Origin of the sequence: Streptomyces sp. NPDC094448, from assembly GCF_044763775.1 — a bacterium.
In the GTDB taxonomy this organism is placed as follows: domain Bacteria; phylum Actinomycetota; class Actinomycetes; order Streptomycetales; family Streptomycetaceae; genus Streptomyces.
This window is the reverse complement of sequence record NZ_JBIWGU010000009.1, coordinates 360,220-382,707: the sequence shown is the minus strand read 5'-3', so window position 1 is coordinate 382,707 and position 22,488 is coordinate 360,220. Positions and strand designations below refer to the sequence as shown.

Sequence of the window (22,488 nt, the reverse complement as noted above, 5' to 3'; positions counted from 1 at the left end):
GGGGCCGTTGGGGGTGCGCTTCCAATTTTTTTTTTCGGTCAACCGGGCGCCCCGCGGCGGGGGCCCCCGCGGCGCGGCGGCCCCAGGCCGCCGCTGGCTCCATGTCTCCGCCACCGCCTGCGACGGCCCCCGTCCGCTCGCGCCGCAATAGCCCGGGGAGCGGGCAGTCAGACCCGTGAAAAACTCCGCCCGCCGCCCCACGGCGAGCACGGCCGCCAGCAGCGGGACATACGCCAGGAACGCGCGGGCCACCGCGGATTGCCCTTCACCCAGATGCGGCCGGGGCGGTCGGCCTCCACGGCTTTGCCCACCTGTTCGGCTCGGGCCCGCGTCGGGCAAGTCCAGGGGGCCACTCGATCAAATTCCGGGCAGGATCAAAGCCTGCCCGAGTTTGCCGGACAGCGTAAGGCCCCCTGAACATGCCCGACCCCAACCCGAACAGGGCACCGGCCAAAGTCGCTCCGGCCGACCGCGTTGACCTGTGCGCAGTCATCGTCAAAAGCCAGGGACGGGGCGGAAATTGACGCACGCGAGCCCCAGCGCGGAGGGGGTGCGCTGGGGCTCGTGCAGGAGGCGCCGATCAGGCGGGGGACGAGGCCGGAGGACGGACCCCTGTCAGGTTCTCCGCGCGTCGGCGCAGGAGCGGGGCCAGCTCGACGTACCAGCCGCGACCCACGGCCTGGAGCATCTCGGCGAGGGCGATCTGTTCGCCGATCAGGCCGGCGGGGGTGTCGAGGACGTGGGCGAACTCGGCACGGATGCGGTCGGCGACGGCGGGGACGCGGAGGCTGTTCACGTAGAGCATCGCGGGGTCGTAGCCGACGGGGACGGCACCCCAGCGCTCCCAGTCCAGGATGACGAGGGGGTCGTGGGTGAGGTTGGCCCACTGGAGGTCGGCGTGCCCGGTGACGCGTTCGGTGATGGCCGGGGCGGGGATCCCCAGGAACTCGGGGAAGACCCGGTCGGCCCAGGACTGGCGGATGGTCTCGCGGGGCGGTTCGGCGGTGCTGAGAGCGTCCAGGCTCTCCCGCAGGGTCCTCCACCAAGAGTCCGGCAGCCCCGGATCCGCAGTGAGATCGGGCGTTTCCGGGGAGATGACGGGCTGGGCGATGTAGTCGATCAACTCCGCCTCGAAGACGTACTCGCCACCGCCCCAGCGGTACAGGTCGTGGAGGTGAGGGCGGGACACCTTGTCGGACACCCGCTCCTCGGCGAGGGCGATCCCCTCGTTCCGGGTGGCGGGGGTCTTGGCTGCCTCACCGCAGTGGACACGGAGCCAGTGACCGCCTGCGGTGCGACTGCCGACAGTGCGGCCGAGCCAGCCCCAGGCCGGCGCCCCCGTCGTCGTGGTGGACAGGTGGGCAGCGGCGTGGGCCAGGGCGTCCGCCATGCGTGCCCTGGTGGTCTCATCCTTGGGCGAGTACATCGGTGACCTTCCTGAGATGGTCCGGATCGAGCGGGGCGGCGGTGATGGCCTTCGCGGTGGCCCAATGGTGGGCAGTGCTGGCAGACAGCAGTACCACGTCCAGGCTCGGGCAGGAGGCCGCAGCGAGAAGGCAGGCGGTGCCCGGCGAGGCTCCCGGGCGGATGAACTCAGCGAGTTCGGGCGTGACGAGGCCGGGTAGCTCGCCGCCGTGCAGGGGCGAAGAGCCGAAGGTGATCAGACCCGCCGCGCGGGCCAGGGCGAGGGGGCCCCTGCTGTCGAGGGCGAGGGCGATCGGCCTTGCCATGACGAGGCTGACCGGCTGTTGGACGGCCCGCAGATGATGTTCACCCGAACCAGCGGCCTCGATGGCCAGGCCAAGGAGTTCGGGCACAGAGAAGGCGTCGTGCTGGAAACCCGACCAGGTGGCCACGCCGTACCCGCCGATCCTGCCCGTGGCAGAGAACGTTTCCAGCACCGCGAACACGTCACGCAGTGCCGGATGCAGCTCCGTGGGGCTGAGGCCGGCGTGCTCCGGGTTGTGGACGAACACGAGGTCGATCCGGCCGAGAGCGGTCAGGGACCTTTCCGTCTGCCAGCGGACGAATCCGGGGTCGAGGCTGTGTCCGGCCCGGACCTGGTCGGCAGTGAGGAGTCCGTCCTGAAGAGCAGTCGCGCCCTCATCCGGGGTGAAGAAGCCCGTCTTCGTCGCCACCATGGCGCGTGGGTGATCGGCGATGACGGGGCCGAGCGCCTGGTGGGCACCGCCGTAGTTGGGGGCGGTGTCGATCCACACCAGCCCGTCGGCGCACGCGGTGCGGCCCGCCTGTTCGACGGCGCGCACCCGGTATGTCCCCAGTCCCAGGGAAGCGGTCACGAGGAGCCCCCGACCACGGCAACGGCTTGACCGGCAACCAGCGCGGAGACGACTTCCGCCACCTGTACGAGGGTGAGATCGGAGGCGGCGGCCAGGTCCGCCAGGGTGGCCGGTGATCCCCCAGAGAGGAGGCGGAGGACCGGGGCGACGGGGAGGGCGAAGGTCCACTCGTTCCCTGCCCCGGCAAAGGTCACGGCCTCGTCGTCCTGGTCGATCCGGGCACGGGGCACTGTGGCATGGACAGTGATGCCGGGTTCAGCAGGAACGGCGGTCAGGTGGGGCAGTGACAGGCGAGGGCGCCCGGGGTGCGTCGCGTCCAGGGTCCTTTCCCAGCGATCGAGAACCGCAGGGTCGTCCAGGGCGGCCAGCACCTCCTTCCGTACGGCAGCCAGGTAGTCCCCCCGCTCCTCCGGGGTGCCGAAACGCGGTACATCCGCCCGGACGGTCACGCTGGCCCGCAGGTCGTCGCACAACCAGCCCAGGAACTCGGCGCCGGTCTGCGTGGCGAGTCCGAAGGTGAGGTGCAGTGAGGCGGTGCCCTGATCGGCGCTCACGGCGTGCCACCAGCCGCGCGGCAGATAGAGAAGGTCGCCGGGCGTCAGCACGACGTCCGCGATCGGGTCGCCCGTCGGGGCCTCAGGGGCTTCCACGTCGCGCCAGGCGGGGGCCTGCCGGGTAGGGCCGTAGATCTTCCACCGCTTGGAGCCTTCGAGCTGGAGCACCACCACGTCGTGGTCGTCCCAGTGGGTGCCGAAGCCTTCCTCGGCGGTCCACGAGGCATACGCGTTGACCTGCACGGGGGTGCGGAAGAACCGTTCGAGGCCGGCCGCGGCTTCCCGGACGGGCGGGTGGATCTGGTCGATCGCGTCGATGACGAGGGACGCGCCCTCGGCGAGCCGGGCGTGGAAGTCGGCAGGCTGGGGCTGGTACCAGGACACCCCGCGGCGGTTCGTGCGGAGGATGGAGTAAGCGGTGGCCGGGACAGCCTCCCCGGCACGCGAGAGCCGCATCCGGGGCGGTTCGAGCCGGTGAGCGGCCACGATCTCGTTGAGGTCTCCCCAGGTCAGTGGCGAGGGGGACGTGTTGCCGTTGGAGCGGATCACTTTGTGGGCCCGGAAGCACGTCTGGGCGAGGAACGTGTCCTCGCCCAGACGCTCGGCCCACGATGCGGAATCAATCACCGTGGGTCTCCTCGGTCGATCAGGTGTCGTTCATGTCCGACTTGCCGCCGGTGTTGTCCGAGGCTTCCTCGGCACGCGAGCGGGCCGCCGCGATGCGGCGAACGCCGATCAGCAGGCCACTGTTCTGCTCGGTGGGAGCGTTCTCGTTCATTCCGTACTCCTTCCTGATCTCGATGGATCCCGCCGGGGTCCCGGAGGGAAATCTGTGAGTCAGCTCCCGGGGCTTCCGGCTACGGCCAGGGTGACCACCAGGACGCTGACGGCGACGACGTACACGAGGACGGCGAGCTGCTGACGCCAACCCCAGGGGGCGCGTGCGGTCAGCCGCGTTCCAGGCTGGAAGGGTCCCCACCCCACCGCCCTCCGGCCGGACGAAGACGGCGTTCTGCATGAGGACGCGAGACTTGGGGTCCTCGAATTCGCCGATGAACTGGACGATGCCGGTGCGGCCGTTCAGCGGGTCGCGGATGCGGGTGTCCCCGCTGACCCAGCCGGGCACGGTCTGACGCTGACGAAAACGGCTCTTGGTGGACACTGCGCCTCTCCTCGGTCTAGGTCGGGCACTGCACTCCGGGGACACAGCGGGCCGCAGGTGTGACGTTGCGGACGGCCCTGCGACCCGCTGCGAGGGGGAGGCCGCCTCTCCGGGCGGCTGAGACCAGTCAACTCCGCTGGCCAAGACCCCAACAGGGCATTCCACTAGGCACGTTGTAGGCACTCAGAAGGCAGATTCCGGCTACGATTTCGGCGCCCGGCTCGACCAGCGGACGGCGGGATGATGGCGAACGAAGCTCTTCGCAGACACAGAAACTCCCAGCGATGGACTCAGACCCAGGTCGCGGAGCGCGTGTGCGCTCAGGTTCAGGCAGCCACCGGGCGCGATCCGGAGCTTGATGCGAACTGGGTCTCCCGCCTTGAGCGAGGAGCCATCACGTGGCCTTCCGGTGACTACAGGGCCGCCTTGTGCGCGGTGTTCCAGGTCGCCAGCGAAGAGGAGCTGGGCCTGTACCCGAAGGGGTCCGCCGCACCGGATGAAAGGCCAGCCGAAGAGGCTCCGTCTGATGATGTCCGATCCCTGGCCGCCGACACGGAGCTGTCAGCCCGGCTGGCTCGCCACGCGGCGGAGACCAACGTCAACGCGCTCGTACTGGAGCAGTTCGACGCTGACGTCGAACGACTCGCCCGGGACTTCGTCAGCCGACCTTTGCCTCTCCTGATCCCGGAGATCCGCACGGCTCGGGGTGCGGTGTTCCGGTTGCTGGAGGGCCGCCAGCGCCCCAGCCAGACCCGTCACCTCTACGTGGTTGCGGGGTGGTTATCCGGTCTCGCGGCGCATGTGTCGCTTGACCTGGGGGACCGCTCCGCCGCAGCTACTCATGCCCGCACGGTGGTGCAGTGCGCGGAGATCTCGGAGCACTCCCCGTTACGCGCATGGGCACGGTCGTTCCAGTCGCTGGCCGCCTACTGGGCGGGGGACTACCGGCGGGCGGGAGACCTTGCACAGTCCGGGCATAGCGAGGGTCGAGGTCCCGGCGCAGGCACGATCAAGGCCCGGCTACTGAGCTTGGAGGCCCGAGCCCGTGCGGCCGAAGGGGACAATCGCAGCGCGCTGCGGGTACTCGCGTTGGCACATGAGGCACGGAGTACTGCGGGACCTGACGAGTTGCCCGGGGTCTTCTCGTTTCCCGAGGCCAAACAGTGGGCCTACGCCGGTACCACCCTGTTGGCCGTCGGGGGCGACGAGCAGACCCGGCACGCCATAGGCGCTTCCAATCGTGCCGTTGAGCTGTACCACGCCGGGCCAGAGGGCGACCGCTCCCCCGGCGATCTACAAGCCGCCCACCTGGACCTGGCCACGGCCTACCTTGCGAGTGGCCAGGTTGAGAGGGCCGGTGCGAAGCTCTCGGAGATCTTCACCGCCGAGATGTTCACGGCGAGCATCACCATCAGGCTCCGCAATCTAGCCGCGCTCCTCGGAAGCGAGCCGTACCGTGGCGCACAGCCGGCAGTCGATCTCCGCGCGCACATTCACGAGGTGACCGTCCGGCCCGCTCTCGCCAGCAACCCCACGGAGCCCCGATGACCGCTCAGCCCACGCCTGATCATTTGGTCACCGACCGCAGCCTTCTTTCCACCAAGGCGTACGGCACGGGTCAGCACCTGGCCGCCCGCCAATCCCTCTACCAATGGCAGACCCCCAGCCACGATCTTCCGGGCATCGTCGTGAACGAACTGGCCGACGTACGCGGTGCGGTCGCGGACGTGGGGTGCGGAAACGGGAAGTTCGTCGCCCGGGTGCGGGAGGACCGTCCCGACCTGGTGGTGCTTCCCATGGACGTGTCTCACGGCATCCTCGGTGCCATTCCGGGGGCCCTCGTCGCGGATGTTCAACAGCTCCCCATCACCACTGGAGCCCTTGGTGCGGTGCTTGCGCTCCACATGCTGTACCACGTCGAGGACCAGGCCCGGGCCGTGCGGGAGCTGGGCCGTGTACTCGCGCCCGGCGGAATCGCGATCGTCTCCACCAACAGCAGGACCGACAAGCTGGAACTGGAGCACCTTTGGCGCCAGGCCGCGGGCGATGTGCTGGGCATCCAGGAGGGACCGGCGCGAGTGCAGTTGTCCGCCCGCTTCACCCTGGAGGACGCGTCGGCGATCCTCGGTACCGTCTTCGGAGAGATCCGCACGATCCCCCTTCCCGGGGTCATCGAGGTGACCGACGCTGAACCGGTCGTCGCGCACTTGGCTTCGTACGAAGCCTGGGCCGGCAAGATGGGCGTTCCGTTCCGGGAGACGATCGAGCGTGCCCGGGAGCGGGTCAACGAGACCATTCAGGTAGAGGGCTCTTTCCGCGTCAGTTGTCTTGGCGGCATGCTCGTCTGCCGGTGAGTCCGGCTGTCCCGTACCTTTTCGCGTCCCTGCCCCCTCAAGCCACAACCACACAAACGCAGAAGAGGGCCACGCCGTAGAGCGCAATAGCAACGTGCAGCAACACCCAGAGGCGATGCAGCCGGATGCGGTGCAGCCGACGAAACCTGTTGTTGTGCTCATCGCGCGCTTGCACGAGCCCCTCTTTGGACCCCAGCACTCCTCGCGCCACCAGGTCGGCGGTCAGAATCGGTGGACGGTCGCGCCAGGCGTCTGGGGTGAGTTGACGGAGCGGGCGTGGGGGGCTCTGCTCCCAAAGGAATCGTAGAGGTGTTGGGCCGTCTCTGGGCCGCCTGAGGGTGGCCCAGGGGCACCATCGCCCACCCACAACCACTGCTTCTCCGTTGCTGCCGCCTACGCCTCCGGGCATCACGAAAGGTCGCGGAAGGGCTCGTCACTTCCTCCGCAACAAGAAGCAGGAGTGGGAGGAGTACCGCTCCGAGGTCACCGCCTTCGAACTGCGGAAGAACCTTCCGGTGCTGTAGTCCGGATCACCGGATCACCGGATCACCGGATTCCGCGGGATTTCCGCGGGATTCCGTGGATTCCGCCGGGTCGCCGAAATCCGCCGGTGGACGCCGGTACGCGCCTTCGCGGGCGCTGCCGGGATCTCCCGGGGCTGCCCGCGGCCCGGCGCGCGGCGGCGGCGCCCGTTCAGGCGCCGCCGGCCGAGACCAGCCCCGACTCGTAGGCGATGACCACCAACTGGGCCCGGTCATGGGCCCGGAGCTTCGCCAGCAGGCGGCGTACATGGGTTTTGACCGTGGAGACGCTCAGCCCGAGGTGCTCGGCGAGTACGGGGTTGGGCAGGCCCCGGGCGATCAGACGGAGCACCTCCAGCTCCCTCGGCGTCAGATCCGACAGCGTCCGGGCGGCGCACGGGCGCGGCTCGCCCCGGCCGGCGAACTCGTGGATCAGCCGCCGGGTGACGGCGGGGGCGAGCATGCCCTCGCCGGACGCGACCACCCGGATGGCGTTCAGCAGATCGGCGGGCAGGATGTCCTTCAGCAGAAAGCCGCTGGCCCCGCCGCGCAGCGCCGCGTACACGTACTCGTCCAGGTCGAACGTGGTCAGGACCAGGACCCGGGTCCGGCCGGCGCCCGGGTCCGCGCAGATCCGCCGGGTGGCTTCCAGACCGTCCGTGCCCGGCATGCGGACATCCATCAGCACCACGTCCGGCCGCAGGCGTAGCGCCAGCTCCACCGCCTGCTCGCCGCTCACCGCCTCGCCCACCACGGTGAGGTCCGGCACGCTGTCGATGAGCAGGCCGAACCCGGTGCGCAGCAGCGGCTGGTCGTCGGCGAGCAGAACGCGTATCGGCCGGTTCACCACGACCGTCCCGGGCCGCCCGGCAGCAGGACATGGACCCGGAACCCGCCCCCGGCCAGCGGGCCCGCCGAGACGACCCCGCCGTGCGCCGCCGCCCGCTCCCGCATCCCGGCGAGCCCGTGACCTCCCCCGGTGTGCTGCTCCCGGGGTACGGCCGGCCCACCGGTCCGGGGCGGCGGGCCGTTGACGATCTCGACCTCCACCGCAGCCTCGGCCTCCACGCCGCCCCGAGTGCCCAGCGGGCCGGGGTCCGCCCGGCGCAGCGTCACCCGGCAGTCGGCCGAATCCGCGTGCTTGACCACATTGGTGAGCGCCTCCTGGACGATCCGGTAGACGGCCGGGCCCAGGTCCGGCGGCAGGTCCAGCTCCGGGTCCACGCACAACTCCACCCGCGGGCCCGCGCCCGCGGCGAGTGCGGGAAGGCCCGCCGCCCCCGGCCCCGTACCCCGCCCCGGCTCCGTACCCTGCCCCGGGTACGGGACCGGACCCGGCCCGCTCTCGTCGAAGGGCGATCTGAGTACGCCGACCATCCGCCGCATCTCGGTCAGGGCCGCCCGTCCCGCGCTCCCGACGAGCGCCAGCGTCTCCCCGGCCTCGCGCGGGTTCGTATCCGACACCGCACGGGCCACCTCCGCACGGACCGTGATCACGGCCAGATGGTGCGCCACCACATCGTGCAGCTCCCGCGCGATCCGCAGCCGTTCGTCCGCCACCGCCTGCCGGGCGGCCAGCTCCGCGTACCGGCGCTGCTCCCGCGTCGCGGTGCCCACCAGCCAGGGCAGGACCATCACCAGCGAAGCGAGGACGGCACCCGACACGGTCCCGGCGGCCGTCGTCGACGGCGACACCACGGCCCCGGCCGCCGCGACCGACGCCAGCGACGCGGCGAGCGCGATCGACGCCACACGCCGGGGCTCCCGCGCGGCCACCGTGTACAGCACGGCGCCCAGAACGACCCAGACGTCCTCCCAGCCGGTCAGCAGCAGGGCGCAGACGACCCCGCCGAGCACCGAGTACAGCACCGGCACCGGCCATCGGCGCCGCACCGCGACCGGCAGCCAGACGGCCGCGGCGGCCGCCCCGGCGGCCCAGCCGTGTTCCACCGTCCCGCCGGCGCCGAACCCGAGCGCGAACAGCACGGCCGCCGCGGTGTCCACGGCCCGCCAGTGTCCCTCGCGCAGCCGTCTGACGACCCAAGGCCGTGACTCCCCGTCATCCATGGCCGCACGCTATCCGCGCCCGGCGGCCCGGCCGGTCAGCCCCGAGGACGTCATCTCCCGGGCCGACTCATCCGTGAGACCGAGGCCTGCCGTACCCCCCTGGGCCGACGCCCGGTTCCTGCCCCCGGGGGAAGCCGCCGGACCGGCCGGCCGGAACAGTGGAAACCATGAAACGGAGAACACTCGTGACCGCGTCCGCCGCGCTGCTCGCCACCGCCGCCACGGCCCCGGGACCGCTGTCGCCCGCGGCCGCCGCCCTGCCCCTGCGGCGGGCGGCGGCGCCCGTACGGTTCGATCTGCCCGCCCCGTCCGGCCCGTACCCGATCGGTACCGTCGCGCTCCGGCTGCGCGACACCTCCCGCCCCGACCCGTGGACCGCCGGCCGGCCCTGCCGCGAACTGATGATCAGCATCTGGTACCCGGCCGCCGGGGGAGCCCCGGCCCCCGCCGTGCCCTGGATGCCGCCCCGGGCCGCCGACCGCTATCTGGGCTCCCTCGGCCTGGCGTCCGGGGCGGTTCTGCTGGGGTACGCCCACGGCCGTGAACGTGCCCCGTTCCGCTGCCCCGGGGGCCCGCTCCCGGTGGTGCTCTACTCGCCCGGCTCCAACGCCTCCCGCTCCTTCGGCACCGGAATCGTCGAAGACCTCGCCGGGCACGGATACGTGGTTGTCACCGTGGACCACCCCTATGACGCGGCGGTGGTCGAGTTCCCCGGCGGCCGGGTGGAGACGGCGCCCCCGGGCGGTCTGCGCGACTACGCCAAAGCCCTCACGGTCCGCACCGACGATCTGCGTTTCGTCCTCGACCGGCTGACCGCGATCCGGGCGGGCGACGACGGTACGGGCCTGCCCGGCGGGCCGCTGCCGCCAGGGCTGCCGGATGCGCTCGACCTGCGGCGTATCGGCATGATCGGGCATTCGCTGGGCGGCGCCGCCACCGCCGCAGCGATGCACGCCGACGGGCGGATCGCGGCAGGCGCAAGCCTCGACGGCGGCGCGGCCGGGCCCGTCGTGGACGCCGGTCTGGACCGGCCGTTCCTGGTCGTGGACACCTATGGGAAGGGCGGTATGGAGAGCAACCCGGCCCTGCGCACCTTCTGGTCGAATCTGCGCGGCTGGCGGCGGCACCTCACCGTCGCGGGGGCCGCGCACCAGTCGTTCGGCGACGAAACGCTGATCCTCCCGGAGATCGCGCACCTCCTCGGCATGGACCGGGCGACCCTGGAGGGAGAGGTGGGGACGATCCCGACCCACCGGGCGCAGGCGTTCCAGCGCGCCTATCCGCGGGCCTTCTTCGATCTGCATCTACGGGGGCGGGGGAGGCTGCTCGACGGGCCGTCGCCCGATTTCCCCGAGGTCCGCTACCGGCGGTGACCGGCCGGGTGGGGAGCGGCAGCGGCCGTCCCCCCGGGGCCTGCCGACATGCGGAACCGGACCGGCGCTGTGACCCTGGAACTGCGGGGGAGCAGCGAGCCGAAAGGGTGACCCCATGTCCGTGTTGGACAAGCTCAAGCAGTTGCTCAAGGGCCACGAGTCCCAGGCGGACAAGGGTGTCGACAAGGCGGGAGACGCCGTCGACGCCAAGACGCAGGGCAAGTACGGCGGCCAGGTCGACCAGGCGCAGGAGAAGCTGAAGGGCCAGTACGGCGGAGGCCAGGGCGGCGGAACGGACCGGCCGCCGCAGCCCTGACGCCCCTTCGGGGCCGCGGTTGTCGCCGGAGCCCGCGCGGGCCGCGCCGCATCGCGTCCCGCGCGGCTCGTCGCCGCTACCGCTGGTCCGGGGCGACGCCGGTCCGGGTCATCCGCTGGTGGCGGTCCGGATCACCGGCTCGTGACGGACCGGGAAGTTCACCGAACGCGCGATGAAGCAGACCTCCGGGACCTTCCCGTGCAGCGCACGGGCCTGCTCCGCAGTCGAAGCGTCGGCGACGGTCACCTCCGGGCGCAGGACGACCTCGGTGATCCGGCCCCCGCCGCCGCTTTCGTCCATCGTCATCACCGCGTGCGCCAGGTCCTGGTAGTCCACCACCGTCACCCCCTCGGTCGAGCAGAAGTGCAGGTACCACAGCATGTGGCACTGGGCGACGGAGGCGACGAGCAGCTCTTCCGGATTCCAGCGGTCGCGGTCCCCGCGGAACGCGGGATCGGAAGAGGCGGCGATCGTCGGCTTGCCCTCGCCGAGGACATCGTGCGCACGGCTGTAGGAGCGGTAGTTCTCCGTTCCCGTACCGAGATTCCCCGTCCAGCGGACGGCCACGTCATAGGTGTGAGTTACAGGCATATGCGCAGCGTGGCACGGCGTCCCGGCGGCCCGCGAGCTTTTTCCGCGGCCGCCGGGGCACCACCGCCGCCGGATCAGCGTTCGGAGAGCGGGGCCGGGGCCTCCTGGACCGTCCAGCTGTTGCCGTCGGGGTCGGCGAAGAAGAGGGAGGAGTTCCACTCCCCGCCCTTGCCCTCGGTCCAGCCGCCCTCGCCCGGATGCATCACGGCCGAGGCGTCAACACCGCCCGCCACCAGCGCCTCCCTGGTGGCGGTGATAGTGGACGCCGGGGGTGGGTACCGGGCAGGGGCGCCGGGCCGTCAGGCGGCGGGCGGGAAGCGGAACCGGGTCTGCGCGTACGGGTCCTTGGCGAAGCCGAAGACGGTCCGCGGCCCGACCCGGTAGACCAGCGCCGGACCGCCCTCCCCGTCGAGGACGCCGTCCCCCACGGCGAACGTCCAGTCGGCGCCGTACTTGGCGACGTAGGCGTCCGCGACGGTCCGGAGCGCCGCCCCGTCCGCCACCCGCTCGGCCGTCCCCTCCACGACCAGGTCGCAGCCCCTGCTCAGGGAGTTGGTGCCGGTCGTCAGGACCACCTCCGGGTTCTCGCGGAGGTTCCCGGCCTTGCGCTCGCCGACGCCGGTGCAGAAGTGCAGGGCCCCGTCCAGCCAGAGGGTGAGCAGCGGTGTGACGTGCGGGCGGCCGTCCGGCCGGACGCTCGACAACCAGAAGATCTCGGCCTCGGCGAGCAGGCGTTCGGCCGTCGCCCAGTCGAGGGCTTCGGCCGCCGGGTCGCTGAAGGCGGCGGCGATCTCGCCGCGGGGGGTGTGTGCGGTCATGGTGTGCTGTCTCTCCTCCGGGGACCTGGTCCCCGTCCGTCCGGTGGGCGTCGTGGTGCGCGCGGTGGGGCGCGTGGTCGTCGGATACGTTGCCGGTACTGACCGCGAACCGTCGGCCAACTCATCCATGCACACAGAAAATTCACTCACGCGTTCGAATTTCCGGGGTGGGTGGTGCGTCCGGAACCGGCCCGTACGCCGGGGTGTTCCGGCCGGTCCGGCGGATGCCGCACGGAGCCCGAGCCACTGAACAGGCCTTAGGCTCGATGTCTGTGACCTCGACCGTGGACGGAGCGGCGGAATGACGACGGCGCCGGGACGCAGAAGCAGTACCTTCACCCGACTGCTGCGGCACGGATTCACCGACCCCGCCACCGCGGAGCGGGTGCTCGCGCTGCCCGCTCTCGCCCCCGTCCGCGAGGACCCCCTCCTCCTCGGCGCGCTGGGCGCCACCGCCGACCCCGACCTCGCGCTGACCGGACTGGTACGGCTGGCGGAGGCCCAGCCCGACGGCGACGACCGGGTCCTCCTCGACACCCTCACCACATCGAAGCCCCTGCGCGACCGGCTCCTCGGGGTGCTCGGAGCCTCCGAGGCGCTCGGTGACCACCTGGCCCGCCACCCCGGCGACTGGCGGGCCCTGGCCACGTACGAAGCCTCCGATCTCCACCCCGGCGTCGCCGACTTCGAGGACTGCCTCGCCGACGCGGCGGACCCGGTCGCCCTGCGCATCGCCTACCGGCGCTGTCTGCTCTCCATCGCCGCCCGCGACGTCTGCGCCACCACCGATGTCGCCCAGACCGCAGGTGAACTCGCGGACCTCGCCATCGCGACCCTGCGGGCCGCCCTCGCCATCGCCCGCGCCGCCGCGCCCGAGGACGCCGCCCGCTGCCGGCTCGCCGTCATCGCGCTCGGCAAATGCGGCGGCCAGGAGCTGAACTACGTCTCCGACGTCGACGTCGTCTTCGTCGGCGAGCCTGCGGGGGGTGCCGACGAGAACACCGGAATCCAGGCCGCCACCCGCCTCGCCTCCCATCTGATGCAGATCTGCTCCGAGACCACCGTCGAGGGCGCCATCTGGCCCGTCGACGCCAACCTCCGGCCCGAGGGCCGCAACGGGCCGCTCGTCCGGACCCTCTCCAGCCATCTGGCCTACTACCAGCGGTGGGCCAAGACCTGGGAGTTCCAGGCGCTCCTGAAGGCCCGGGCGGTGGCCGGCGACCCGCTGCTCGGCGAGGAGTACATCGAAGCCCTCTCGCCCCTGGTCTGGCAGGCCGCCGAACGCGACAACTTCGTCACCGACGTCCAGAAGATGCGCCGCCGCGTCGTCGACAACATCCCCGCCGCCGAAGTCGACCGCGAACTGAAACTCGGGCCCGGCGGGCTCCGGGACGTCGAATTCGCCGTCCAGCTGCTCCAGCTCGTCCACGGCCGCAGCGACACCACGCTCCGCAGCGGCAGCACCCTCGCCGCGCTCCAGGCACTGGCCGCCGGAGGCTATATCGGCCGGGTCGACGCCGCCCAGCTCGACGACGCCTACCGGTTCCTGCGCGCCATGGAGCACCGGATCCAGCTGTTCCGGCTCCGGCGCACCCACCTCGTCCCCGAGGACCCCGCCGATCTGCGCCGCCTCGGCCGCTCCCTCGGCTTCCGCACCGACCCCGTCAACGAACTCCACCGCGAGTGGCGGCGGCACGCGTCCGTGGTCCGGCGGCTCCACGAGAAGCTCTTCTACCGGCCCCTCCTCGACGCCGTCGCCCAGCTCACGCCCGGCGAGGCCCGGCTCAGCGCCAAGGCCGCCGGACAGCGACTGGAAGCCCTCGGCTACGCCGACCCCGCCGCCGCCCTCCGGCATATCGAGGCCCTCGCCTCCGGCGTCAGCCGCAAGGCCGCGATCCAGCGGACCCTGCTGCCCGTCCTCCTCAACTGGTTCGCCGACTCCGCCGACCCCGACGCCGGACTCCTCGGATTCCGCAAGGTCTCCGACGCGCTCGGCAAGACCCCCTGGTATCTGCGGCTCCTCCGGGACGAGGGCGCCGCGGCCGAGAACCTCGCCCGGGTGCTGTCCGCCGGACGGCTCGCCCCCGACCTGCTGCTGCGCGCCCCCGAAGCGGTCGCCATCCTCGGCGACCCGGACGGGCTGCGGCCCCGCCGCCGCGACCACCTCCAGCCGGAGATCCTCGCCGCCGTCGGCCGCGCCGCCAGTGCGGAGGCTGCCGTCGCCGCGGCCCGCGGGGTCAGGCGCCGGGAGCTGTTCCGCACCGCCGCCGCCGACCTCATCGGCTCGTACGGCACCGAGGACAGCCCCGCCGAGACCGACACCGGCGCCCTTGTCGACCAGATCGGCACCGCGCTCACCGATCTGACCGCCGCCACCCTCGCGGGCGCGCTGCGGGCCGCCGTACGCGAACGCTGGGGCGACGAACTCCCCACCCGCTTCGCCGTCATCGGCATGGGCCGCTTCGGCGGCCACGAACTGTCGTACGGCTCCGACGCGGACGTCCTCTTCGTCCACGAACCGCGCGAAGGCGTCGACGACCAGGAGGCCGCACGGGCCGCGGGGCTCGTCGTCGAGGAGATGCGACGGCTCCTCCAGCTCCCGACCGCCGATCCGCCGCTCCTCATCGACGCCGATCTGCGCCCCGAGGGCAAAAGCGGTCCCCTGGTCCGTACCCTCGCCTCCTACGAGGCCTACTACCGCCGCTGGTCCCTGGTCTGGGAGGCCCAGGCGCTGCTCCGCGCCGAACCCGTGGCCGGCGATCCCGAGCTGGGCGCGCGCTTCATGGAACTGGTCGACCCGCTGCGGTATCCGGCCGAGGGCCTGGGGGAGGACGCCGTACGCGAAATCCGCCGGCTCAAGGCCCGGATGGAGTCCGAACGGCTGCCGCGCGGCGCCGACCCCACGCTCCACACCAAGCTCGGACGCGGCGGGCTCAGCGACGTCGAGTGGACCGTCCAGCTGATGCAGATGCGCCACGGCTGGTCCGAACCCGGCCTGCGCACCACCCGCACCCGCGAGGCGCTCGCCGCAGCGCACGCGGCCGGCCTGATGGCCGCGGAGGACGCGCAGATCCTCGACGAGGCGTGGGTGCTGGCCACCCGGGTGCGGAACGCGGTGATGCTGGTCCGCGGCCGCCCGGGGGACACGTTCCCCTCCGAGACGAGGGAACTGGCCGCCGTCGCCCGCTACCTGGGCTTCGGCCCCGGCCACGCGGGGGACATGCTCGACACCTACCGCCGGGTGACCCGGCGGGCACGGGCGGTCGTGGACACGCTGTTCTACGAGTCGTAACCCCGCCCGCGGGGCGCGGGGCGCGGGGCGCGCCCCGCGCAGGGGTGCGGGATGCGCCCGGCGCGGCGGGGGGCTCCTTCGCGGCCGCGCGCCGTGGTCGCCTCTCGCGCAGTTCCGCCCCCTATGCCTTCGGCGATGGGGGGACGCCCAGCATGCCTTCGGCGATGGGGGGACCCCCAACATGCCTTCGACGCTGGGGGGACGCCCAGCATGCCTTCGGCAATGAGGGGACCCCAGTGTGCCTTCGGCGATGGGGGACGCCCAGTGTGCCTTCGGCAATGAGGGGATCCCCAGCGCCCCCAAGAACCTTCCCCCTGTCCGCCCTGGTCAGGACTGGCCCCGTCAGGGCGTCAGGGGTCACCCCTCGCCGCAGGTATGCCGGGAGATCCCCAGCGCCCCCGAACCCCTCCTCCTGGCCGTCCTGGCCGTCCTGGTCAGGACTGGCCCCGTCAGGGGCGCGGGGAACTGCGCGAACGGCCACGGACGGCCCGCGGTCCGAGAACGACCTCGGCAGGGCCGGACGGGTCCGGCACAAGCGGTCGGCCCCCACGGGGAAACGGTCTCCGCTGCGCCGGGCGAATCCCGTAACGCCCCCCGGGGCCCGGGCCCCCACGGGGAAACGGTCTCCGCCGCGCCGGGGTCATGCGCGAAGGGGCGAGGGCCCGAGGCCCTCGGCGTGCACGTCGCGACCCGCAGGGTCACGCGCCCGCAGCCCCCCGCAACGCCGCCAGGCGGACCAGGCAGCCCCCGAGCGCCAGCTCGAACGCCGCGTCCGCCCGCCCCGCCGCAGGGCTTGCGGCCAGCGCGCCCGCCAGCTGCGGAGTCTTCGACTCGTCCGCGAGCACCCACATCGGCTGCGGCGCCGCCAGATCCAGCGCCGAGCCCAGGATCAGATTCTCCAGCGCGATGATCACCTTCATCACCTCGTCCTGCGGGAACCCCGCGGCCAGCAGCACGCCCACCGCCCGCTCGTACTGCGACAGCACCCGCGGCGCCCGCACCGGCGAGGCCATCAGCAGGGGGATCGCCCGGGGATGGGCCGCGAAGGCGGCACGGTAGGAGCGGGCCCAGCCCGCCAGCGCCTCCTGCCAGTCCGCCGCCCCCAGCGCCGTCGCGTCGATCCCCTCGCAGACCCGCTCCCGCAGCAGCTCGACGATTCCGTCCCGCCCGTCCACATGGTGGTACAGCGACGCCGTCCGGACCCCGAGCCGCCGGGCGATCTCCACCACGCTGAACTCGCCCTCCCGGTCGACGAGTTCCAGCGCGATCGTCGCGATCCGCTCCCGGTCGATCAGTGCTGTCCGCGGCCGTCCCATTTATCCGTTCTCTCCTCAGGCTCTTCCCCGATCCCCAGCCGGAGGCTACATTGCGCAAAACCGAAAGCCTTTAGGTTTCTGGTTCCCCCCCACCGCTCGCCGCCGCGAAAGGGCGTCCACAGGTCCGGTTCCCCCAGCAGCACCAGGAAGGCCCCACCCGTATGTCCGCAACCTCCCCAGGGCTCAGAAAAGGCAGCCTCGGCACGTCCGACATCGCCTTCTTCGTGATCTCCGCAGCCGCCCCGCTCACCGTGATGGCCGGGGTCGCCCCCATCGCCCTCACCCTCGGCGGCATCGGCGCACCGGCCGGCTATCTGCTCGCCGGCCTCACCCTGGCGATCTTCGCCGTCGGCTTCACCACCATGAGCCGCCATGTCCGCAGCGGCGGGGCGTTCTACGCGTACATCACCCGCGGCCTCGGCCCGGCCGCCGGAATCGGTGCCGCGCTGCTGGCGATGATCGGCTACAACGGCATGGAGATCGGGGTCTTCGGCCTCCTCGGCTCCGCCACCGCCGACACCGGCGCCGCGCTGTGGGGCACCGATATCCCGTGGCTCCCGGTCTCCCTCGCCGGGCTCCTGATCATCTGGTACGGCGGTTACCGCTCCATCGACTTCGGGGCCAAGGTCCTCGGGGTACTGCTCGTCGCCGAGACCGGCATCCTGCTGCTGCTCGCGGGCGGTGTGCTGCTCGACGGCGGGGCCGGCGGGCTCGAATTCTCCTCCTTCGCCCCCTCCCAGGTCCTGGTCCCCGGCACCGCCGCCGTACTCGCCTTCGCCTTCGCCGCGTTCACCGGCTTCGAGTCCACGGTGATCTACCGGCGCGAGGCCCGCGACCCCGACCGCACGGTCCCGCGCGCCACCTACGCCGCCGTCGCCTTCCTCGGCACCTTCTACGCCTTCATCGTCTGGACCGTCGTCCAGGCCTTCGGCAGCGAGCAGGTCGTCAAGGCGGCCACCGACGACCCCGGCGGCCTCTTCTTCGCCGCCATCACCACCTATGTCGGCCCCTGGGCCGCCGATCTGATGCACATCTTCATCGTGACCAGCATCATCGCTTCGCTCCTCGCCTTCCACAACGCGATCAACCGCTATGCCCTGGCCCTGGCGGAAGAGGGCGTCCTGCCGAAGTCCTTCGGACGGATCCACCCCCGGCACCGTTCGCCGTACGTCGCCGGGATCGCCCAGACGGTGCTCGGCGCGGTGGTCGTGCTCGGCTTCGCGGCCGCCGGAGCCGATCCGTACACCCAGCTCCTCCTCTGGGTGAACACCCCCGGCATGATCGGGCTGATGGCCCTGATGCTGCTGACCGCGATCGCGATCCCCTGCTACTTCCGCCGGATCCGGCACGACGAGGGCGTGCTGCGCACGGTGGTCGCGCCCGTGACCGCCGCCGTGCTCCTTGCCGTGGCGATCTATCTGATCGGGACCAAGATCGAGCTGTTCACCGGGGCGTCGGCGCCGGTCAACACCGTACTGCTGGCGCTGGTCCCGGCGGTGTTCGTGATCGGAGTCGGCCTGGCATACCGGCTGAAGCGGCGCCGGCCGGAGGTCTACGCGAACTTCGCGGCCGAGCCGCCCGGGGTGCCTCGGGTGCCCGGACCGGCCGAACCTGCCGAAGCAGCAGTACCCGAGGGGCCCGAGGAGTCCGTGGGCACCCCCACCACCGAGGAGGCAGTACACCGTGGCAGCAGCTGACATCGTCCTGACCGGAGCGGCGGTCCGCACCCTGGATCCGGCCCGGCCGGCCGCGGCCGCGGTCGCCGTCAAGGACGGCCTGATCGTCGCGGTCGGCGATACCGCGGCCGTACGGGAGTGGCAGGGGCCGCGCACCGAGACGGTGGATCTGGGCGGGGCCACCCTGGTCCCCGGTCTGACCGACGCCCACAGCCACCCCGTCTGGGGGCTGGAACTCGCCTCGGGCACCGATCTGTCGGCGGTCACGGACCTCGCGGGCCTGCGGGCCGCACTGCGGAACGCCGAACGGCGCGACGGCTGGGTGCTGGCCTGGGGCCTCGACCACAACGCCTTCGGCGGGCGCGAACTGCACCATGCGCTCGTCGAGGAGGCCCTCGACGGGGCGCCCGCGTTCATCCGCCTCTACGACGGCCACTCGGCGCTCGTCAGCGCGGCCGCGCTGAAGGCGGCCGGGATCCACGGGCCCCGGGAGTTCGTCCAGCGCGCAAGCGTGGTCTGCGACGCCGAAGGACGGCCGACCGGGCATCTGATCGAACACGCGGCGATGGACCTGATGACCGAAGCGCTGCCGAAGGCCTCCTTCGCGGAGCGCGGCGCCCGGCTGCTGGAACTGCTCTCCGGGATGGCGGCGACCGGAATCGCCTCGGCCCATGTGATGGACCTCGGCGGGGACTCCCTGGAACTGCTGGCGTCCGTCGAGGGTTACGCGGAGCTGCCGGTACGGCTCCGGCTCGCGCCCTGGTGCATGCCGGGCGCCGACGACGAGGAGCTGGAGCGGCTGATCGCCGTCCAGCGGGAGCACGGCCGGGACTGGCGGGTCGGCGGGGTGAAGTTCTTCATGGACGGCACCGTCGAGGGCGGTACGGCCTGGCTGGAGCACGCCGACTGCCACGGCAGCGGTACGGATGCCTTCTGGCCCGACCCGGCGGCCTACAGCGCCGCCGTGCACCGGCTGCACCGGGCCGGGGTGGGCACCGCGACCCACGCCATCGGTGACGCGGCGGTACGCCATGTCCTGGACACCGTCGAGGCGCTCGGCGGGCGCGGACCCGGGGCACCGGTCCACCGCATCGAGCATATCGAGACCGTCCCCGACGACCAGCTCGGACGGTTCGCCCGGCTCGGAGTGGCGGCGTCGATGCAGCCACCGCACACCGCCTACACCCGCGCCGACCACAGCGACGAATGGTCCAAGCGGCTCGGCCCCGAACGCGCCGCCCGCGCCTGGCGCTGCCGCGATCTGCGCGACGCGGGTGCGGTACTGGCACTGGGCTCGGACTGGCCCATCGCCCCGTACGACGCCCGCCGGGTCCTGGCCACCGCACTCGCCCCCCGGGGCGCGGCGGCCGGACGCGGCCTGACGGGCCTGATGGCCCTGGAAGGCTGCACGGTGCACGCGGCCCTGGCGGCGGGTGAATCCACGGTCGCGGGCCGGATCGCGGTCGGCTACCGCGCCGATCTCACCGCCCTCGGTGTCGACCCGGTACGGGCGACGGCCGACGAGATCGCGGACGCGCCGGTACCACTGACGGTCGGCTCGGGCCGCATCACCCACCGCGCCTGACCCGCCCCCACGAGTACGCCCCCGCCCCGGCCCACCGCCCGCCCCCCGGTCCACCGCATCCCGACCGCGGTGGACCGGGGCCTTCCGCCCCCGGCCAGGGCCCCGGCCCGGCGACCGCACGACGGCAGCCCGAGCCGCCGCCCCGGCCCGGGGCGCTCCGGGGCCGGCCCGGGGTCCGGTCCGGAGGATCCCCGCTCCGGCCCTGGGTCCGGGCACCCGGGTCCTACGGGGCCGGTGCCCGTTCCGAGCCCGGCCCGCGGGTGTCCCCCCTCCGGGGCCGGCCCCCGTCCCGGGCGCTCCCGGGAAAAACCGTTGGCCGGGTCCGGCGCCCAGCGGTAACGTGCCGTTCCATGTGTGGAGTAGCAGGTATCGCAGCGATGCGCTTCCGCCGCGTCTAGCGGCGGATCCCCTCCCTTCTTCCAGGGCTTTCGCCGCTTCAGCGCGTACGCGCCGGGCGGCCTTCCCGTGCTGCCCGGCTCACCTCGAAGCCGCGGAGACACAGTCCCTTGCACCCGCACCACCCCCACCCGGGCCGCCATGAACTCGGCCAGAACTTCCTCGTCGACCGGTCCACGATCGACACCATCACCCGGCTCGTGGCCGGCACCCACGGCCCGGTCCTCGAAATCGGCCCCGGCGGCGGCGCCCTGACCCTGCCGCTCCAGCGGCTCGGCCGGGAGCTGACGGCCGTGGAGATCGACGGCCGCCGCGCCGCCGAACTGCGCCGCCGCACCCGGAGGCCGACCACCGTCGTCACGGCGGACTTCCTCCGCTACCGGGCCCCGGCCGCTCCCCATGTGCTGGTCGGCAACCTTCCCTTCCACCAGACGACGGCGATGCTCCGCCGGATCCTGCGCTCCCCGGACTGGACCGATGCCGTGCTCCTGGTGCAGTGGGAAGTCGCCCGGCGCCGGGCCGGAATCGGTGGAGCCACCCTGATGACCGCGCAGTGGTGGCCCTGGTACGCCTTCCGCCTGGTCGGCCGGGTGCCCGCGAGCGCCTTCCGGCCCCGGCCCACTGTCGACGGGGGAGTGCTGACCATGGTCCGCCGCGACCGGCCGCTGGTCGCCGAACGGAACCGGGCCGACTACCAGGAACTGGTCGCCCGGGTGTTCAACGGCAAGGGCCGCGGACTTGCCCGGATCGTCGCCCTCGCCGCCCCCGAACTGCCCCGGCGGCGGATCGACGACTGGCTGCGCGCCCACCGCATCGCATCCACCGCCCTGCCCAAGCACCTCACCGCCGAGCAGTGGGCCGCACTCCACGCGCTCCGGCGCACCTGACGGAACCGCCTGCCCGGGCGGGGCCGAAGTGCCCGAAAAGGCGTGAAGGGTCCCGTCGGGTCTCCTGTTGAGCCCCGACGGGCCCGGACGGGCGGAGGGAGGAGCACCGCATCAGTCGGCGGACGATGCGGTGCCTCTCCTTTCACTGAAGTCACAGGATTCTCATCCAGCCCCATTTACCTCGCATATCCCACCTCGCTCAACTTCCCCGTCTCCACATCGAAGACAAAGCCCCGAATGGAGTTCTTGTGGGGTACAAATGGGTCGGCCTCGATACGGCGGATCGACTGCCGGACGTCCTCCTCCAGATCGGTGAAGGCCTCCGGCGACCACGGCGGCCGAATTCCTGTGTCGGTGTGCAGCTCGGCCTTGAATTCATCGTCCTTGAAGGTCTGCATGCCGCAATCCGTGTGGTGGATGAGCATGATGCGGCGTGTGCCGAGCAGGCGTTGGCTGATAACCACCGACCGGATCGCGTCCTCCGTCACCGCGCCGCCCGCATTGCGGATGATGTGCGCGTCGCCCTCCTTCAGGCCCAGCATCGCGAAGATGTTCAGCCGGGCGTCCATGCAGGCGACCACCGCCAGCTTCCGGGCCGGTGGAAGCGCGAGCGGGCCGCCGAACGCCGCGGCGTAGGCGGTGTTGTTGGTGACGTACTCGTCGATCTCGGGTCCCGAAGCCGCGGCCGCGGCCGCGGCGCCCGACGCGAACTCAGATGTGTCCGACATGAATTCCTCGATGATCGGAAGGAGGCACAGGGCCCGGACGGAGCGTTCCCCGTCCTGCTGAGAGAACGTACCCACCCGAAAATCGAACACAAAAGCATATGGCGAGTGTTCGCCACCGAAGAGACCCGAAGGGGTGTCCGTTGCATACCGTCATGGAAAGGTAAAAGTCTACTGGTGTAGACCTCTTGTGTGGCTTCCGGTTACACGGTTATGTTGCTCCCGCGCCGCACCCGTCCCCCGGGGAAACGTCACTTCTTCGCTCGAACAGAGGAGTTGTGCCCAATGGTGAAACGTCTGGGTATCGCCGTCGCTTCCGTTGCCGCATCCGCGGGCCTCGTCCTCGGCACCGCCGGCACCGCCGAGGCGAGCTTCTGGACCCCCCGCAGCCACCACCCCACCACGACGGCGTGCCAGGAGGTCGGCCGGGCCGGTGCCGCTCAGGGCCTGTGGAGCCCCATCTTCTTCTGTGACCAGATCGCGCCCGGCGTGGTGGAGCTGCGGGTCCGCTTCAACTGACCCCGCGCGCGACCCCCGCGCGTCTCCGGCACGCCC

Annotated in this window: 20 protein-coding genes and 1 pseudogene; 10 read left to right on the top strand and 11 right to left on the bottom strand. The window is 72.1% G+C overall.

The genetic code is table 11. From position 1 onward, the window contains the following. Positions 1 to 580: 580 nt before the first annotated feature. Genes ACIQ9E_RS20055 through ACIQ9E_RS20040 form a run of 4 tightly spaced genes read right to left on the bottom strand, consistent with a single transcriptional unit; the run spans position 581 to position 4,016 of the window. Positions 581 to 1,426 carry a hypothetical protein gene (locus ACIQ9E_RS20055; protein ID WP_403708780.1) on the bottom strand — a complete coding sequence of 282 codons (846 nt, stop codon included), beginning with the start codon at positions 1,424 to 1,426 and terminating at the stop codon, positions 581 to 583. After that, positions 1,407 to 2,300, bottom strand: a complete 894-nt coding sequence (locus ACIQ9E_RS20050; RefSeq protein WP_403708778.1) for an aldo/keto reductase — start codon at positions 2,298 to 2,300, stop codon at positions 1,407 to 1,409. The genes ACIQ9E_RS20055 and ACIQ9E_RS20050 overlap by 20 nt, the downstream gene beginning before the upstream one ends. After that, positions 2,297 to 3,481: a cupin domain-containing protein gene (locus ACIQ9E_RS20045; RefSeq protein ID WP_403708776.1), complete on the bottom strand. Its 1,185-nt coding sequence runs from the start codon at positions 3,479 to 3,481 to the stop codon at positions 2,297 to 2,299. Before ACIQ9E_RS20045 ends, ACIQ9E_RS20050 begins: the two co-directional genes overlap by 4 nt. A 19-nt stretch (positions 3,482 to 3,500) precedes the next feature. After that, positions 3,501 to 4,016: a hypothetical protein gene (locus tag ACIQ9E_RS20040; RefSeq protein WP_403708774.1), complete on the bottom strand. Its 516-nt coding sequence runs from the start codon at positions 4,014 to 4,016 to the stop codon at positions 3,501 to 3,503. Positions 4,017 to 4,256: 240 nt separating this feature from the next. On the opposite strand from ACIQ9E_RS20040, the gene ACIQ9E_RS20035 reads away from it, so the two are divergent. From ACIQ9E_RS20035 to ACIQ9E_RS20025, 3 genes and pseudogenes are all read left to right on the top strand, one after another. Next, the gene (locus tag ACIQ9E_RS20035; RefSeq protein ID WP_403708772.1) at positions 4,257 to 5,564 is read left to right on the top strand and encodes a helix-turn-helix domain-containing protein; all 1,308 of its coding nucleotides are present in this window, start codon (positions 4,257 to 4,259) and stop codon (positions 5,562 to 5,564) included. Then, entirely contained in the window at positions 5,561 to 6,370 is an 810-nt protein-coding gene (locus ACIQ9E_RS20030) for a class I SAM-dependent methyltransferase (RefSeq protein ID WP_403708770.1), read from the top strand. Before ACIQ9E_RS20035 ends, ACIQ9E_RS20030 begins: the two co-directional genes overlap by 4 nt. A gap of 437 nt (positions 6,371 to 6,807) precedes the next feature. Further along, positions 6,808 to 6,894, top strand: a pseudogene (locus tag ACIQ9E_RS20025) (glutamine synthetase); the annotation flags it as partial. Between the two features lie 169 nt (positions 6,895 to 7,063). Here ACIQ9E_RS20025 and ACIQ9E_RS20020 read toward each other — a convergent pair. Together ACIQ9E_RS20020 and ACIQ9E_RS20015 are read right to left on the bottom strand one after the other, a co-directional pair. Next, positions 7,064 to 7,738, bottom strand: a complete 675-nt coding sequence (locus tag ACIQ9E_RS20020) for a response regulator (RefSeq protein ID WP_403708768.1) — start codon at positions 7,736 to 7,738, stop codon at positions 7,064 to 7,066. Continuing rightward, the gene (locus ACIQ9E_RS20015) at positions 7,735 to 8,958 is read right to left on the bottom strand and encodes a sensor histidine kinase (protein ID WP_403708766.1); all 1,224 of its coding nucleotides are present in this window, start codon (positions 8,956 to 8,958) and stop codon (positions 7,735 to 7,737) included. The genes ACIQ9E_RS20020 and ACIQ9E_RS20015 overlap by 4 nt, the downstream gene beginning before the upstream one ends. Before the next feature lie 167 nt (positions 8,959 to 9,125). Between ACIQ9E_RS20015 and ACIQ9E_RS20010 the strand changes: the two genes are divergently transcribed. Both ACIQ9E_RS20010 and ACIQ9E_RS20005 read left to right on the top strand, forming a co-directional pair. Continuing rightward, positions 9,126 to 10,331, top strand: a complete 1,206-nt coding sequence (locus tag ACIQ9E_RS20010; protein WP_403708764.1) for an alpha/beta hydrolase family protein — start codon at positions 9,126 to 9,128, stop codon at positions 10,329 to 10,331. A 115-nt stretch (positions 10,332 to 10,446) separates the two neighbouring features. Continuing rightward, the gene (locus tag ACIQ9E_RS20005) at positions 10,447 to 10,647 is read left to right on the top strand and encodes an antitoxin (protein ID WP_403708762.1); all 201 of its coding nucleotides are present in this window, start codon (positions 10,447 to 10,449) and stop codon (positions 10,645 to 10,647) included. A 108-nt stretch (positions 10,648 to 10,755) separates the two neighbouring features. On the opposite strand, the gene ACIQ9E_RS20000 is transcribed toward ACIQ9E_RS20005, so the two are convergent. The 3 genes from ACIQ9E_RS20000 to ACIQ9E_RS19990 form a co-directional block, all read right to left on the bottom strand. Next, entirely contained in the window at positions 10,756 to 11,238 is a 483-nt protein-coding gene (locus ACIQ9E_RS20000; protein WP_403708760.1) for an OsmC family protein, read from the bottom strand. A 74-nt stretch (positions 11,239 to 11,312) separates the two neighbouring features. Then, complete coding sequence (locus tag ACIQ9E_RS19995; protein ID WP_403708758.1) at positions 11,313 to 11,471, bottom strand: hypothetical protein; 159 nt, start codon at positions 11,469 to 11,471, stop codon at positions 11,313 to 11,315. A gap of 66 nt (positions 11,472 to 11,537) precedes the next feature. Beyond that, positions 11,538 to 12,056 (bottom strand): pyridoxamine 5'-phosphate oxidase family protein, encoded by a 519-nt coding sequence (locus tag ACIQ9E_RS19990; protein ID WP_403708756.1) that lies wholly within the window; start codon positions 12,054 to 12,056, stop codon positions 11,538 to 11,540. A 301-nt stretch (positions 12,057 to 12,357) separates the two neighbouring features. Here ACIQ9E_RS19990 and ACIQ9E_RS19985 point away from each other — a divergent pair, with 301 nt between their 5' ends. Next, on the top strand, positions 12,358 to 15,348 hold the full coding sequence (locus tag ACIQ9E_RS19985) for a bifunctional [glutamine synthetase] adenylyltransferase/[glutamine synthetase]-adenylyl-L-tyrosine phosphorylase (RefSeq protein WP_403708754.1): 2,991 nt from the start codon (positions 12,358 to 12,360) through the stop codon (positions 15,346 to 15,348). Between the two features lie 698 nt (positions 15,349 to 16,046). Here ACIQ9E_RS19985 and ACIQ9E_RS19980 read toward each other — a convergent pair. After that, a complete protein-coding gene (locus ACIQ9E_RS19980; RefSeq protein ID WP_403708752.1) occupies positions 16,047 to 16,664 on the bottom strand; it encodes a TetR/AcrR family transcriptional regulator in 618 nt (205 codons plus the stop codon). Between the two features lie 161 nt (positions 16,665 to 16,825). Between ACIQ9E_RS19980 and ACIQ9E_RS19975 the strand changes: the two genes are divergently transcribed. The 3 genes from ACIQ9E_RS19975 (at position 16,826) to erm (ending at position 21,208) form a co-directional block, all read left to right on the top strand. Next, on the top strand, positions 16,826 to 18,361 hold the full coding sequence (locus ACIQ9E_RS19975; protein ID WP_403708750.1) for an APC family permease: 1,536 nt from the start codon (positions 16,826 to 16,828) through the stop codon (positions 18,359 to 18,361). Then, on the top strand, positions 18,348 to 19,925 hold the full coding sequence (locus tag ACIQ9E_RS19970) for an amidohydrolase (protein WP_403708748.1): 1,578 nt from the start codon (positions 18,348 to 18,350) through the stop codon (positions 19,923 to 19,925). The genes ACIQ9E_RS19975 and ACIQ9E_RS19970 overlap by 14 nt, the downstream gene beginning before the upstream one ends. A 506-nt stretch (positions 19,926 to 20,431) precedes the next feature. Beyond that, complete coding sequence (gene erm / locus ACIQ9E_RS19965; RefSeq protein WP_403708746.1) at positions 20,432 to 21,208, top strand: 23S ribosomal RNA methyltransferase Erm; 777 nt, start codon at positions 20,432 to 20,434, stop codon at positions 21,206 to 21,208. A gap of 176 nt (positions 21,209 to 21,384) precedes the next feature. Here erm and ACIQ9E_RS19960 read toward each other — a convergent pair whose 3' ends face one another. Then, positions 21,385 to 21,936, bottom strand: a complete 552-nt coding sequence (locus tag ACIQ9E_RS19960) for a beta-class carbonic anhydrase (RefSeq protein WP_403708853.1) — start codon at positions 21,934 to 21,936, stop codon at positions 21,385 to 21,387. Positions 21,937 to 22,218: 282 nt separating this feature from the next. On the opposite strand from ACIQ9E_RS19960, the gene ACIQ9E_RS19955 reads away from it, so the two are divergent. Continuing rightward, the gene (locus tag ACIQ9E_RS19955) at positions 22,219 to 22,452 is read left to right on the top strand and encodes a hypothetical protein (protein WP_403708744.1); all 234 of its coding nucleotides are present in this window, start codon (positions 22,219 to 22,221) and stop codon (positions 22,450 to 22,452) included. The last annotated feature ends 36 nt before the right edge of the window (positions 22,453 to 22,488 follow it).